The sequence below is a fragment of the Bradyrhizobium sp. AZCC 1721 genome, assembly GCF_036924715.1.
In the GTDB taxonomy this organism is placed as follows: domain Bacteria; phylum Pseudomonadota; class Alphaproteobacteria; order Rhizobiales; family Xanthobacteraceae; genus Bradyrhizobium.
Genome location: NZ_JAZHSB010000001.1, coordinates 1,854,144 through 1,867,386, shown reverse-complemented (window position 1 = coordinate 1,867,386; position 13,243 = coordinate 1,854,144). Strand labels below are relative to the sequence as shown.

Annotated in this window: 10 protein-coding genes and 1 pseudogene; 7 read left to right on the top strand and 4 right to left on the bottom strand. The window is 63.6% G+C overall.

Annotated features, from left to right (window positions below; all coding sequences use genetic code 11):
- Nucleotides 1-46 precede the first annotated feature (46 nt).
- Nucleotides 47-889: a class I SAM-dependent methyltransferase gene (locus tag V1273_RS09085; RefSeq protein ID WP_334409338.1), complete on the top strand. Its 843-nt coding sequence runs from the start codon at nucleotides 47-49 to the stop codon at nucleotides 887-889.
- Between the two features lie 76 nt (nucleotides 890-965).
- On the opposite strand, the gene V1273_RS09080 is transcribed toward V1273_RS09085, so the two are convergent.
- Nucleotides 966-1,139 carry a DUF1328 domain-containing protein gene (locus V1273_RS09080; protein WP_028350352.1) on the bottom strand — a complete coding sequence of 58 codons (174 nt, stop codon included), beginning with the start codon at nucleotides 1,137-1,139 and terminating at the stop codon, nucleotides 966-968.
- 291 nt (nucleotides 1,140-1,430) lie between these two features.
- On the opposite strand from V1273_RS09080, the gene V1273_RS09075 reads away from it, so the two are divergent.
- The 4 genes from V1273_RS09075 (at nucleotide 1,431) to V1273_RS09060 (ending at nucleotide 6,985) form a co-directional block, all read left to right on the top strand.
- Entirely contained in the window at nucleotides 1,431-4,052 is a 2,622-nt protein-coding gene (locus V1273_RS09075) for an ATP-dependent helicase (protein WP_334409337.1), read from the top strand.
- 130 nt (nucleotides 4,053-4,182) lie between these two features.
- Nucleotides 4,183-5,115: an ABC transporter ATP-binding protein gene (locus V1273_RS09070; RefSeq protein WP_334367447.1), complete on the top strand. Its 933-nt coding sequence runs from the start codon at nucleotides 4,183-4,185 to the stop codon at nucleotides 5,113-5,115.
- On the top strand, nucleotides 5,112-5,873 hold the full coding sequence (locus tag V1273_RS09065) for an ABC transporter permease (protein WP_334367446.1): 762 nt from the start codon (nucleotides 5,112-5,114) through the stop codon (nucleotides 5,871-5,873). Before V1273_RS09070 ends, V1273_RS09065 begins: the two co-directional genes overlap by 4 nt.
- Nucleotides 5,874-6,205: 332 nt before the next feature.
- Nucleotides 6,206-6,985, top strand: coding sequence for a L,D-transpeptidase (locus V1273_RS09060; protein WP_334409336.1), 780 nt, complete (start codon nucleotides 6,206-6,208; stop codon nucleotides 6,983-6,985).
- A 46-nt stretch (nucleotides 6,986-7,031) separates the two neighbouring features.
- Here V1273_RS09060 and V1273_RS09055 read toward each other — a convergent pair whose 3' ends face one another.
- The 3 genes and pseudogenes from V1273_RS09055 to V1273_RS09045 form a co-directional block, all read right to left on the bottom strand.
- Nucleotides 7,032-7,490, bottom strand: a complete 459-nt coding sequence (locus V1273_RS09055) for a DUF6691 family protein (RefSeq protein ID WP_334367444.1) — start codon at nucleotides 7,488-7,490, stop codon at nucleotides 7,032-7,034.
- 9 nt (nucleotides 7,491-7,499) lie between these two features.
- Nucleotides 7,500-7,921, bottom strand: a pseudogene (locus V1273_RS09050) (YeeE/YedE family protein).
- Nucleotides 7,922-7,984: 63 nt separating this feature from the next.
- Nucleotides 7,985-10,246: a fused MFS/spermidine synthase gene (locus tag V1273_RS09045; protein ID WP_334409332.1), complete on the bottom strand. Its 2,262-nt coding sequence runs from the start codon at nucleotides 10,244-10,246 to the stop codon at nucleotides 7,985-7,987.
- Nucleotides 10,247-10,491: 245 nt separating this feature from the next.
- Here V1273_RS09045 and V1273_RS09040 point away from each other — a divergent pair, with 245 nt between their 5' ends.
- Nucleotides 10,492-12,093 carry a phytoene desaturase family protein gene (locus V1273_RS09040; protein ID WP_334409330.1) on the top strand — a complete coding sequence of 534 codons (1,602 nt, stop codon included), beginning with the start codon at nucleotides 10,492-10,494 and terminating at the stop codon, nucleotides 12,091-12,093.
- 259 nt (nucleotides 12,094-12,352) lie between these two features.
- Nucleotides 12,353-13,243 (top strand): 50S ribosomal protein L11 methyltransferase, encoded by an 891-nt coding sequence (locus tag V1273_RS09035; RefSeq protein ID WP_334383422.1) that lies wholly within the window; start codon nucleotides 12,353-12,355, stop codon nucleotides 13,241-13,243.

Sequence of the window (13,243 nt, the reverse complement as noted above, 5' to 3'; positions counted from 1 at the left end):
AGCACGCTGAAATCGGCAAATTCACCCCCGCCCAAAGGAGTAGAACATGGCTACATCCGCCGCCGCTCAAACCCTGCAACCCGGCCAGATCGATCTTTCCGCCCTGAAAACCAAGCAACACGGCGCTTGGTCGTCCGGCGACTACGCCGTCGTCGGCACCACGCTGCAGATCGTCGGCGAAGAGCTGTGCGAGGCGCTCGACCTCCGGGCCGGCCAGAAGGTGCTCGACGTCGCTGCCGGAAACGGCAATGCGACGCTTGCCGCGGCGCGCCGCTGGTGCGAGGTGATCTCGACCGATTATGTGCCGAGCCTGCTCGACCGCGGCCGGACGCGTGCCGCAGCCGAAGGCCTATCAGTCGAGTTCAAGGAAGCGGACGCAGAAGCGCTGGACTTCGGCGACGCAACCTTCGACGCGGTGCTGTCTACCTTCGGCGTGATGTTCACGCCGGACCAGGACCGCGCGGTATCTGAACTTTTGCGGGTATGCAAGAGCGGCGGCAAGATCGGTCTCGCCAACTGGACGCCGGAGGGCTTTATCGGGCAATTGTTCAAGACGCTCGGCAAATACTTGCCGCCACCGGCGGGCGCGAAATCGCCCGCGCTGTGGGGCACGCAGGCGCGCATCACCGAGATGTTCGGAACATCGGCCGCTTCTATCAAGGCCGAGAAGCGTCACTTCATGTTCCGCTACCGCTCGCCGCTGCATTTTCTCGACGTGTTCAGGAATTACTACGGCCCGACGCTGAAAGCCTTTGCCGCACTTGATGAAACCAACCAGCGCCGCCTCGCCGACGACATCCTGACGCTGATCGCGTCGATGAACCGCGCCGATGACAGCACGATGGTGCTGCCGAGCGAGTACCTGGAAATCGTCATCGTCAAACGCTGACGGAATCGGGAGAGCCCCTGCGGCGACGGCCCGCCTTGGCCGTCGCCGTCAATTTTTGCGCAGCCGTGCCGGCTGGCTAGACGTTGCTTCGTCCGCGCACCAGTCCGACCACGGCCGAGATCAGGAACAGAATTACGGCGATAAAGAAGATCGCCTTGGCGATTTCGACCGAAGCGCCGGCGATACCGCCGAAGCCAAGAACACCCGCGATCAGCGCGATGATCAGGAACGTAACGACCCAACTCAGCATGTCACGACCTCTATTGCCCATTGCTCCTTCGATGGCGGCGGATTGAGGCGTCGCACATCGCCTGTGGGACCAACCCGGGCTGGGAACGATGGTTCCGGGCGGCAAAAGCGCGAAATTTGACGTTTCGAGCGGAACAAAATCGCCGCAAAGCCGCGAAATCAGGCCAGCAACCGCGACCGGATAAAACCTGTCAAAACGGCCGGACAGGCCCTATATCGCCCTTGATCCCTGCTATGAAGGCTCCCCTTTGCTGCCTCACGGTGCCATCGTGGGGCCAAGACGATTCGAGAAATGACCGAGCCGAGCAAACTGCCCCATCACGGCGTCCCCGAGCACCAGCCTGCGGCTGGCGGCATCGCCGCGCGTGCGCGGGCCGCCACCGGCCCGCAATATCTCAACGGGCTCAATCCGGAGCAGCGCGAGGCTGCCGAGACGCTGGATGGGCCGGTTCTGGTGCTGGCGGGCGCCGGCACCGGCAAGACCCGCGTGCTGACCACGCGCATCGCCCATATCCTGAGCCAGGGCCGCGCGCGGCCGCATGAAATCCTCTCGGTAACTTTCACCAACAAGGCCGCGCGCGAGATGAAGCTCCGCCTCGGCCAGATGCTCGGCCAGGCCGTCGAAGGCATGCCGTGGCTTGGCACCTTCCACTCGATCGGCGGGCGCATCCTGCGCATCCACGCCGAGCTGGTGCAGCTCAAATCCAATTTCACCGTGCTCGACGTCGACGATCAGGTCCGCCTGCTCAAGCAGCTCCTGCAGGCCGAGAACATCGACGACAAGCGCTGGCCGGCGCGCATGCTGGCGGGGCTGATCGACGGCTGGAAGAACCGCGGGCTGGCGCCCAGCCAGGTGCCGTCGGGGGAAGCCGCGATGTTCGGCAACGGCAAGGGCGGCAAGCTCTACGCCAGCTATCAAGAGCGGCTGAAAATCCTCAACGCCGCCGATTTCGGCGATCTGCTTCTCGAGAACATCCGGCTGTTTCGCGAAAACCCTGATGTGCTCAGGCAATACCAGAACCGCTTCAAGTTCATTCTGGTCGACGAGTATCAGGACACCAATGTCGCGCAGTATCTGTGGCTGCGGCTCTTATCGCAGGCGCCGTCGCGGCCGGGCGTGCCGCTGTCGGCGATCATTCCGGGGAACATCGCCCCCCACGTCATTCCGGGGCGCATCGAAGATGCGAACTCCGATGTGCAATCGCACATCAAAGAATCTGGAGATGATGAGGACTCACTTCGAGATTCCGGGCCTGCGCTTTCAGCGCATCCCGGAATGACGGAGACTGCGACTCCCACTGCCTCCTCACCCCCCAAAAACATCTGCTGCGTCGGCGACGACGACCAGTCGATCTATGGCTGGCGCGGCGCGGAGGTCGACAACATCCTGCGCTTCGAGCACGATTTTCCCGGCGCAAAAGTCATCCGCCTTGAACGCAACTACCGCTCCACCGGCCACATCCTCGCCGCCGCTTCGCATCTGATCGCGCACAACGAAGGCCGGCTTGGCAAGACACTGCGCACCGAGGATGTCGACGGCGAGAAGGTCACCGTCACCGGCTCCTGGGATTCGGAAGAGGAAGCCCGCGCCATCGGCGAGGAGATCGAGGAGTTGCAGCGCGCCGGCGAAAACCTCAACGAGGTCGCGATACTGGTGAGGGCCTCGTTCCAGATGCGCGAGTTCGAAGATCGTTTTGTTACCCTCGGCCTGCCCTATCGCGTGATCGGCGGTCCGCGGTTCTACGAGCGCGCCGAAATCCGCGACGCGCTGGCGTATCTGCGCGTGATCAATTCGCCCGCCGACGATCTCGCCTTCGAGCGCATCGTCAATGTCCCAAAGCGCGGGCTTGGCGACGCCACCGTTCAGTTGCTGCATGATCACGCCCGCAAGCGGCGCATGCCGCTGTTCGAGGCGGCACGAGCGGTGGTCGAAACCGACGAATTGAAGCCGAAGGCGCGCGGCGCCCTGCGTGACCTCATTTTGCAATTCGACCGCTGGCGCGCCCAGCGCGAGGTCACCGCGCATACGGAATTGGCCGAAATCGTGCTCGACGAGAGCGGCTATACCGAAATGTGGCAGAAGGACCGCTCGGCCGATGCCGCCGGCCGGCTCGACAACTTGAAAGAACTGGTGCGCTCGATGGAGGAGTTCGAGAACCTGCAAGGATTCCTCGAGCATATCTCGCTGGTGATGGACCGCGACGGCGATGCCAGCGACGAGGCGGTGTCGTTGATGACGCTGCATTCGGCCAAGGGGCTCGAATTCGACAACGTGTTCCTGCCCGGCTGGGAGGAAGGCCTGTTTCCGAGCCAGCGCACGCTCGACGAACAAGGCCGTGCCGGCCTGGAGGAAGAGCGCCGCCTCGCCCATGTCGGGCTGACGCGCGCGCGCCGCCGCGCCAAACTCTATTTCGCCACCAACCGCCGCATCCACGGCACCTGGTCGACCACGATCCCGTCGCGCTTCCTCGACGAACTGCCGTCGGCCAATGTGGAGATCACCGAGTCGAAAGGCGGCTCCGGCTGGGGCGGCGCCGGCGGCTACGGCCCCTCGCGCTTCGACAATGTCGAATCCTTCGGCTCCAGCTACACGACGCCAGGCTGGCAGCGCGCGCAGGCCAATCGCAACCGCAGTCAGGGCGGCCGCAGCGGTCAGGCCCGCGGCGGGTTTGAGGAAAGCCAATCGTCATTTTCAGGCGGTTTCTCGCGCAACAAGCGCGGCCCGATCGTGATCGAAGGCGAGTTGGTCGCGAAATCCACCGGCACGGTTTCAGAATTCTCGCTCGACGATCGCGTCTTCCACCAGAAGTTCGGCTATGGCCACGTGGTGAAGATCGACGGCAACAAACTGACGATCGCATTTGAAAAGGCCGGCGAGAAGAAGGTGGTCGATAGTTTTGTGGAGCGGGTGTAGGGGCGATAATTTTTCCCCGCGCGATTGCATAAGTGGCAAAGCGTTCCTATCTCCCGGTTCCCACCCCTCTCCCGCCTCGACCCGGCCGACGCGCCGCTTTGTCGTTGGCTAGATCGCGTCTCAGACTGTCATGCTCGCGCAACCTCCCATCATATCCGTTTCCAATCTCTCAAAGACCTACGGCTCCGGTTTCAAGGCGCTGAACAAGATCAATCTGGACATCAAGCGCGGCGAGATCTTCGCGCTGCTCGGGCCGAACGGCGCGGGCAAGACCACGCTGATCAGCATCATCTGCGGCATTGCCAACCTAAGCGAGGGTCGCGTCACCGTCGGCGGGCATGACATCAATGGCGACTATCGCGCGGCGCGGTCGCTGATCGGCCTGGTGCCGCAGGAACTGCACACGGATTCGTTTGAAACCGTTTGGGCGACTGTCAGCTTTAGCCGCGGCCTGTTCGGCAAACCGAAGAACCCGGCGCATATCGAAAAGGTGCTGAAGGACCTGTCGCTGTGGGACAAGAAGGATTCCAAGATCATCACGCTCTCCGGCGGCATGAAGCGCCGCGTGATGATCGCAAAAGCGCTGTCGCACGAGCCGCAGATCCTGTTCCTGGACGAGCCGACCGCGGGCGTCGACGTCGAATTGCGCAAGGGCATGTGGGACGTCGTGCGCGGCTTGCAGGCCTCCGGCGTCACCATCATCCTGACCACGCATTACATCCAGGAAGCCGAGGAGATGGCCGACCGCATCGGCGTCATCAACAAGGGCGAGATCATCCTGGTCGAGGACAAGGCCGGGCTGATGCAGAAGCTCGGCAAGAAGCAATTGACGTTGCACCTGCAGCAGAAAGTTGACGCCATTCCGCCCGCCCTCGCGCCCTACAAACTTCACCTGTCCGAGGATGGCCGGCTGTTGACCTATGACTACGACACCAAGGGCGAGCGCACCGGGATTACCAGCCTGCTGAGCGACCTCCGCAATGCCGGCATCCATATCTCCGACCTCGATACCACTCAGTCTTCGCTGGAAGACATCTTCGTCAGCCTGGTGAGGGCGCCATGAATTACCGTGCGATCCGCGCCATCTATCTGTTCGAAATGGCGCGCACCTGGCGCACGCTGCTGCAGAGCATCGTCTCGCCCGTGGTTTCCACCTCGCTTTATTTCGTGGTGTTCGGCGCCGCGATCGGCTCACGCATCACCGAGGTCGAGGGCGTCAGCTACGGCACTTTCATCGTGCCGGGCCTCGTCATGCTGTCGGTACTGACCCAGAGCATCGCCAACGCCTCGTTCGGAATTTATTTTCCGAAGTTCGTCGGCACCATCTACGAGATATTGTCGGCGCCAGTTTCCTATATCGAAATCGTGATCGGCTATGTCGGCGCGGCCGCGACCAAATCCATCATCCTCGGCTTGATCATCATGGCGACCGCCGCGCTGTTCGTGCCGCTGCACATCCAACATCCCCTGTGGATGCTCGCCTTCCTGGTGCTGACGGCGGTGACGTTTAGCCTGTTCGGCTTCATCATCGGCATCTGGGCCGATGGGTTCGAGAAGCTGCAGATGATCCCGATGCTGGTGGTGACGCCGCTGACCTTTCTCGGCGGCAGCTTCTACTCGGTCGACATGCTGCCGTCGGGCTGGCGCACCATCACGCTGCTCAATCCGGTCGTCTACCTGATCTCGGGCTTCCGCTGGAGCTTTTACGAGATCGCCGACGTCAGTGTGGCCTTGAGCCTCGGCATGACGCTCGCCTTCCTCGCCATCTGCATGGTGCTGGTGTGGTGGATCTTCAGGACCGGGTACCGGCTCAAGAATTGACACGCAACGTCATTCCGGGGCGGCTCGCAGAGCCGAACCCGGAATCTCAAGATTCCCCGGTGCGCAATTGCGCACCTGAGGTCTGGTCCTAACGGACCATCCCGGAATGACGGCCTCCAACTCTGTCGATGACAAGACGCGCAGCGCGCGGCCGCTCGCGAAAATGTCAGCACTTTGCCGCCGATTGCGCCGCCGTGACGCCTTGTTTGCGCCGCGGGACGCGTTAACGATTGCGGACGCAGGCCACTGGAACCAGTGCCGGTTTCCGGGCATATTGGATGCCGGGGACGGAGAGCCGGCGCTTCATCAGGGGCCTGGAGGCCAAAGGTAAAATGCGTTCCTTCCTCATTGCCGTCACCGCCCTGACGCTGTTCGCCTCGGGCACCGCCCAAGCCAAAGTCGCCATAACAGTCGACAAGGACAACCAGCAGATGACCGTCGCCGTCGACGGTGTCGAGCGTTACCGCTGGCCGGTGTCTTCGGGTCTTCCCTCCTATGAAACACCGAGCGGCAGCTTCCGCGCCTTCCGGATGGAAGAGGACCATTACTCCAAGGAATTCGACGAGGCGCCGATGCCGCACTCGATCTTCTTCACGAAGATCGGTCACGCCATTCACGGCACCGATTCAGTGAGCCGTCTCGGCAGCCCGGCCTCGCATGGCTGCGTACGGCTGTCGCGCGAGAATGCCGCGAAGCTGTGGGATCTGGTGAAGCAGGAAGGCGTTCTCAACACCACGGTGACATTGACCGGCTCATCCCAGGTGGCGCTGGCGCGCAATCCGCGTCGCGGCAATACGGCCGTCGCGCGCCGCGCCCCGCAGCCGCAATATGAACAGCAATACGACTCCGCAGCCGGCGACCCCGTCGTGATCACGCCGCAGCAGCAGCGCGTCGCACCCGTGGCGCGGGCCGACGACGGCTATATCTATCCGGCCGATGGTTCTTCCAACGAAGCGCGATATCCCGCGCCCGGCCGCCGCGTCTACGACACCCAGGCCTATCAGCAGCAACAGCAATATTACGACAACCGCGGCTATGCGCCCGCGCCCCAAGGCTACTATCAGCCGCGGCCTTACTATCAGCAGCGCGGGCTGTTCAGCTATCAGGATTAGCCGGCGACTTCACTGCGGTCGCAGGATGTACGGCCGCAGCGATCTCTCAGCCGTCCGTCGCGCTCGCAAGCTGCCGGTCGCGTTGCGCGGTCAGCCGTGACTGTTGCCAAGCGTCGTGAGCAATCATCCCTGCGGCCATTGCGGCGACGAAGACGATGATTCCGGGCGACAACGTCGCCAGGCTTTCCAGCGCCGGCCCCGGGCACAACCCAACGAGGCCCCAGCCGATTCCAAACAGCCCGGCGCCTGCAACCAGCGGCAGATCGATTCCCGATTTGCCCGGCCGAAAATATTGCCCGGTAAACCACGGCCGCGCACGGCCGTCAGCCAGCATGAAGCCGGGTATCGACACAGCCAGCGCCGCGGCCATCACCACCGCGAGACTCGGATCCCACGCGCCGAAGATATCGAGGAAGCCGAGGACTTTGGTCGGCTGCACCATGCCCGAAATCAACAGGCCCGCGCCGAAGATCAGGCCGCAAATTAGAGGAGCAATGATCCACATGGCCTGACCTCACAGTACGTGACGGGTGATCGCGACGGTGATGACCGCCGTCACCATGAAGACGACCGTGGCGGCGATGGAGCGCGGCGACAGCCGCCCTATGCCGCAGATACCGTGGCCGGAGGTGCAGCCGCCACCGAGACGCGTACCGAAGCCGACCAGCAGGCCCGCCACGACAATGACGGCCCAGCTCGATGGCAGCTTGGGTTGCGCCATTCCGTAACCGATCAGGCCGGCGAGGATGGGCGCCAGAATGAGCCCGGCGACGAAGGCGATACGCCAGCCCTTGTCCTCGCCGCGCAAATTCAACAGGCCGCTGAAGATGCCGCTGATCCCGGCGATTCGGCCGGTCGACAACATCAGCAGCACGGCGGAAAGCCCGATCAGGGCGCCGCCGATTGCGGCGCCGATACGGGAGTGAAATTGGCCATCGTCGCTCCATCGGTTCAGGGCAGACCATGAACATAGGCGCACCCTGCCCGGCTGCAACTCGCCTATTCCTCGCCTTTTCTAAGCCGCCGCCATACCGCGCCCAGCACATTGGAATAATCGTCGGTCCAGACCCGCTGGTTTTCCCTGGCTTCCGTCAGCGCCCATTGCTCCGACGATGCCAGCTTGCCGACGTCAGTCTCTTCCCTCGCCGAGACCACGACCGAGGTCGAGAAGATGTATTCACTGTCGCGCCCGGAATCCTCGCTGTAGACCCAGCTCTTCAAGTCGTTGGCATCGGCGATGCCGACGACCACGCTCGACAACTCCAGATGCCGGTTGGAGACGTGCATCACGACCGCCCCCTGCGGCGCCAGCTTGGACTTGTAGATTTCCATCGCCTCTTCGGTCGCCAGGTGAACCGGGATCGCATCCGACGAATAGGCGTCGACGATGATCAGGTCATAGACGCCGTCGGGCTCGCGCGCGAAGGTGAGCCGCGCATCGCCGATCACGGGCTGCATGTTCGGTTCGCAGACCTGGATATAGGTAAAATATTTCGGGTCGCGCGCGGTATCGACCATCGTCTGGTCGATCTCGAAGAATTTCCATTCCTCGCCGGGCTCCGAGGCGCAGGCCAGCGTGCCGGAGCCGAGCCCGATCACGGCCACGCGCAGCGGCGCGCCCTTGCGTTCCCGGATCGCCGTGATCGCCTGGCCGATGCCACCGTCCCTGTAGTAGTAGGTGATCGGCTCCGGCTGGCCGGTGACGGGCGTGCCGTCGTCGTTCTTGAATTTCTCGGCGCCGTGGATCGTGGTGCCGTGCATCAGCACGTGATACTGGCCGTTCGGCGTCACCACGATCTTGTGGACGCCGAAGAAGCTGCGCACCGTCTCGACCCGCCCGTCGTCGGAAGGATAGGCGCGCAGCAATACCAGCGCCACCACGACGGTCGCAAAGATCTTCCAGCGGTTGGCGTTGAGCGCCAGCGCCAGCAACGCCGCCAGCACTCCGACTGCGCCGATCACCCAGACGCGATGATCTTCAAACCAGTTGAATGTTTTGCCCGTCGACCAGGCCGGCGCTATCAACGCCACCGCCAGCACCGCAAGAAACGGCCAGTACCAGGCGCTCCAGCGCGGCAGCCGTTCGCCGCCGGTCGGCCGGCACAGCGCCGCGAGCGCCAGCAGGATCGGGTACTCCGCAACCCATGAGAAGGTGAACGGCGCGATCAGGCCGGCAAAGAGGCCGCCGACCATGCCGCCGAACGACAGCGCGACATAGAAGCCGGTGAGATATTTCGCCGCCGGGCGCGTGCGCGCCAATTCGCCGTGGCAAGCCATCGCAATCACGAAAAAGCAGAACTGGTGCCCGCCGAGCGTCAGCAGCAGATTCTGTTCACCGCCGAACGCGAGCAGCACCACGATGCCGGCGATCGCCAGCGGCTGCGCCAGCAACATCCATTTGTGTGGCAATAGCGGGCGCGACTGGAAGACGAGCACCCAGGTCAGGAGATAGAGCGACAACGGCAGCACCCACAATAGCGGCGCTGCGGCGACGTCGGTGGAAATATGGGCCGTTACTGCGATCAGCAGCCCCGACGGCACGGCCGCGAGGAATATCCAACGGGCGCGCAAAATCCATGACGGCACCGGCACGTCGCTATCGTCGGGCGCCAAGTTCAGTTCCGCCGCCCCCACTGGCGAGCGCAGCAGCAACACCCCGCAGATGGCAATCAGCACGATCAAGAGGCCATAGCCGCCGGTCCAGATCAGGTTCTGCATGCGCAGGGTGAACATTGGCTCCAGCAGCACCGGATAGGACAACAGCGCCAGGAAACTGCCGACATTCGAGGAAGCGTAGAGGAAGTACGGGTCGGGACCGTTGGGGTGGCCGGTGCGGACGAACCAGGCCTGCAGCAGCGGGTTGTTGGCCGCGAGCGCGAAGAACGGCAGGCCGATCGAAACCGCAAACAAGCCGAGCAGCCAGAGCGCATAGCCTGAATTCGGCGGATCGCCCCACCCGCTCGCGATCGACAGCGGCATCGTCAGCATCGCAACTGCGAGCAGCGCGAGATGAACCGCCACGGGAATCGTGCGATTGCGCGCCTGCATCAAAAAATGCGCATAGGCATAGCCGCCGAGCAGCAGCGACTGGAAGAATACCATCGCCACCGACCAAACGGCCGGCGAGCCGCCGAGCCGCGGCAGCACCATCTTGGTGAACAGCGGTTGCACCGAAAACAACAACAACGCACTGACGAAGATCGCGGCGGTATAGACGGCCAGCACCAGCCGGTTTCGCGAGGCAGACGGTTCAGAAATCATGAAAGCTCCGGCTTGAACCCGGCGGGAGCCGGCGGCGAGCATTCCGGCAGGTTGTGCCAGAAGCGCAGATAGAGCATATGGCAACATGACGGGCAATGCGGGATAAGACGTCGTTCCGGGGGCGATGCAAAGCATCGAACCCCAATGTGCAATTGCACATTGTGGAACCTCGAGATTCCGGGTCTTGTCCTTCGGACAATCCCGGAATGACGGGTTCAAACTAATCAAACCTTCTTGAAGCGGACATGAGCGAAACCGAAATCGTCATCATCGGTGCGGGGCATAACGGCCTCACCTGCGCGGCCTATCTCGCGATGGCCGGCCTGCGCGTGAAAGTGGTCGAGCGTCGCAAGGCGGTCGGCGGCGCCGCGGTGACCGAGGAATTCCATCCCGGATTCCGCAATTCGGTGGCCGCCTATACCGTCAGCCTGCTCAATCCGCAGATTATCGCCGACCTGAAACTCGCCGAACACGGCCTGCGCATCGTCGAGCGCCGCGCGCAGAATTTTCTGCCCGCCCCCGACGGCAGCTATCTCCTGACCGGCGAGGGCCGCACCCGGCAATCGGTGGCTAAACTCAGCGAGCGCGATGCCGTCACGATCGAGGCCTTCTCGCGCGAACTGGAAGCCATCGCCGACGTGCTCCGGCAATTCGTGCTGCGCGCGCCGCCGAACCTCGTCGAGGGCTTTGGGATCGGCGCGATCCGCGAGGCCTTCAACGCGGTCGGCACGGCCGGCATCCTGCGCAAGCTCTCGCTCGAACAGCAGCGCAGCCTGCTCGACCTGTTCACGCGCTCGGCCGGCGAAATGCTGGACGAGCGCTTCGAGAGCGACCTGGTGAAGGCGCTGTTCGGCTTCGACGCCATCGTCGGCAATTACGCCAGCCCCTACGCCGCCGGCTCCGCCTATGTGATGCTGCACCATGCGTTCGGCGAGGTGAACGGCAAGAAGGGTGTATGGGGCCACGCCATCGGCGGCATGGGCGCGATCACGCAAGCCATGGCGCGCGCGGCCCGCGGCTACGGCGCCGAGATCGAAACGAACGCCGGCGTGCGCGAGGTGATCGTCGAGGGCGGGCGCGCCGCAGGCGTCGTCCTCGACAATGGCGAGACCATCCGCGCCAAATACATCGTGTCCGGCGTCAATCCGAAATTGCTGTATACGCGGCTCGTGCCGTCAGGCGCGCTGGCGCCGGAATTCCTCGCACGCATCGCGCGCTGGCGCAACGCATCCGGCACGTTCCGGATGAATGTCGCGCTGAACGCGCTGCCTTCCTTCACCGCCCTGCCCGGCGCCGGCGATCACCTCACTGCTGGCATCATTCTCGCACCCAGCCTCGGTTACATGGATCGCGCCTGGCAGGACGCGCGCAGCCATGGCTGGAGTCGCGAGCCGGTGGTGGAAATACTGATCCCCTCGACGCTCGACGACTCCCTTGCACCGGAGGGCCGGCATGTCGCGAGCTTGTTCTGCCAGCACGTCGCGCCGGAATTGCCGGATGGAAAGTCATGGGACGATCACCGCGAGGAGGTCGCCGACCTCATGATCGCGACGGTGGACAAGTTCGCGCCGGGCTTTGGGGCAAGCGTGATCGGCCGTCAGGTGCTGTCGCCGCTCGATCTCGAGCGCCAGTTCGGCCTGCTCGGCGGCGACATCTTTCATGGGGCACTAACGCTCAATCAATTGTTCTCGGCACGGCCGATGCTGGGCCATGCCGATTATCGCGGGCCGCTGAAGGGCCTCTACCATTGCGGCTCGGGCGCGCATCCCGGCGGCGGCGTCACCGGCGCCCCCGGCCACAACGCCGCGAAGGTGATCCTGGGCGATCACCGCGCCCTGTTCGGATAGGCAGAACGCAGTGGACAATATGGGGTAAAGCCGGTGGGCAACGACGGGAGAAGCCTGTGGATTACCTGTTGATAACCCGCGGCACGGCTGTGGAAGACATCGGTATGCTTCCGTCGATAACGGGTTGGCAACTTCCCCGCTCGGCTGTGGATAGGCGGTGGAAGCATGCAACTGATCCGAGTGGCCCGATATGAACTTTGCTCAAATTTGAACGAAACGCCCACTCCCAATCGCTCCCCACTTTCTCCTAGGTTCTTCAATGACTTCTCTCGCCCCCACACATCGCGTTCATTTTGCCGTCGGCGACGAGCACACAGCCAAGGGCGTCGTCGACGCCCTGACCGAAGTTTTCTTTGAAGGCCAGGCCGCAATCGCCGCGTTCGAACGGCCGGATGGCCGATGGGACGTCACGGTGCATTTTGGCGAGCCGCCTGATCAGCTGCTGGTCCGCGAACTCGTGGCCAATGCGGCCGGCGCGGAAATCGCCGCCGGCATCGCCTTCGATACGGTCGAGGCCAAGGATTGGGTCAAGGCCAGCCTCGAAGACCTTGTTCCCGTGCCGGCCGGACGCTTTGTGGTCCACGGCCAGCATGACCGCGACAGGATCTCGCCCAACAAGCTCGGCATCGAGATCGAGGCGGCGCTGGCCTTCGGCACTGGCCATCACGGCACCACGCGCGGCTGCCTTCTGTTGCTCGATCATGTTCTGAAAGCCTGGCGCCCGCGCCGCGTGCTCGATCTTGGCACCGGCACCGGCGTGCTGGCGATTGCGGCGGCGAAAGCGCTGCACGACAAGATACTGGCCAGCGATATCGATCCGCCCTCGGTGCAGGTCGCACGCGACAATGCGCGGCTGAACGTATCGGGACATCTGGTGCGGGCGGTCCGCGCTACCGGCTTCTCGGCGCCGCAATTTGCGCAAGCCGCGCCGTTCGATCTGGTGCTGGCGAATATTCTGGCCAATCCGCTGCGGCAATTGGCAGGGCCGATGGCGCGGCATCTGGCGCCGGGCGCGCTGGTCATTCTCTCAGGGCTGCTGACGCATCAAGCGCCCGCCGTCATCGCTGCCTATCGCGCCCGTGGGCTGGTTCCCGTGCGGCATCTGCGCATCGAAGGCTGGAGCAGCCTCCTGCTGCGCAAGGTGAACTGA

Coding starts and splice junctions, on each gene's coding strand:
- V1273_RS09035 (WP_334383422.1), top strand. CDS start 12,353: ATGACTTCTCTCGCCCCCACACATCGCGTTCATTTTGCCGTCGGCGAC.
- V1273_RS09045 (WP_334409332.1), bottom strand. CDS start 10,246: ATGATTTCTGAACCGTCTGCCTCGCGAAACCGGCTGGTGCTGGCCGTC.
- V1273_RS09060 (WP_334409336.1), top strand. CDS start 6,206: ATGCGTTCCTTCCTCATTGCCGTCACCGCCCTGACGCTGTTCGCCTCG.
- V1273_RS09040 (WP_334409330.1), top strand. CDS start 10,492: ATGAGCGAAACCGAAATCGTCATCATCGGTGCGGGGCATAACGGCCTC.
- V1273_RS09075 (WP_334409337.1), top strand. CDS start 1,431: ATGACCGAGCCGAGCAAACTGCCCCATCACGGCGTCCCCGAGCACCAG.
- V1273_RS09070 (WP_334367447.1), top strand. CDS start 4,183: ATGCTCGCGCAACCTCCCATCATATCCGTTTCCAATCTCTCAAAGACC.
- V1273_RS09055 (WP_334367444.1), bottom strand. CDS start 7,490: ATGTGGATCATTGCTCCTCTAATTTGCGGCCTGATCTTCGGCGCGGGC.
- V1273_RS09065 (WP_334367446.1), top strand. CDS start 5,112: ATGAATTACCGTGCGATCCGCGCCATCTATCTGTTCGAAATGGCGCGC.
- V1273_RS09080 (WP_028350352.1), bottom strand. CDS start 1,139: ATGCTGAGTTGGGTCGTTACGTTCCTGATCATCGCGCTGATCGCGGGT.
- V1273_RS09085 (WP_334409338.1), top strand. CDS start 47: ATGGCTACATCCGCCGCCGCTCAAACCCTGCAACCCGGCCAGATCGAT.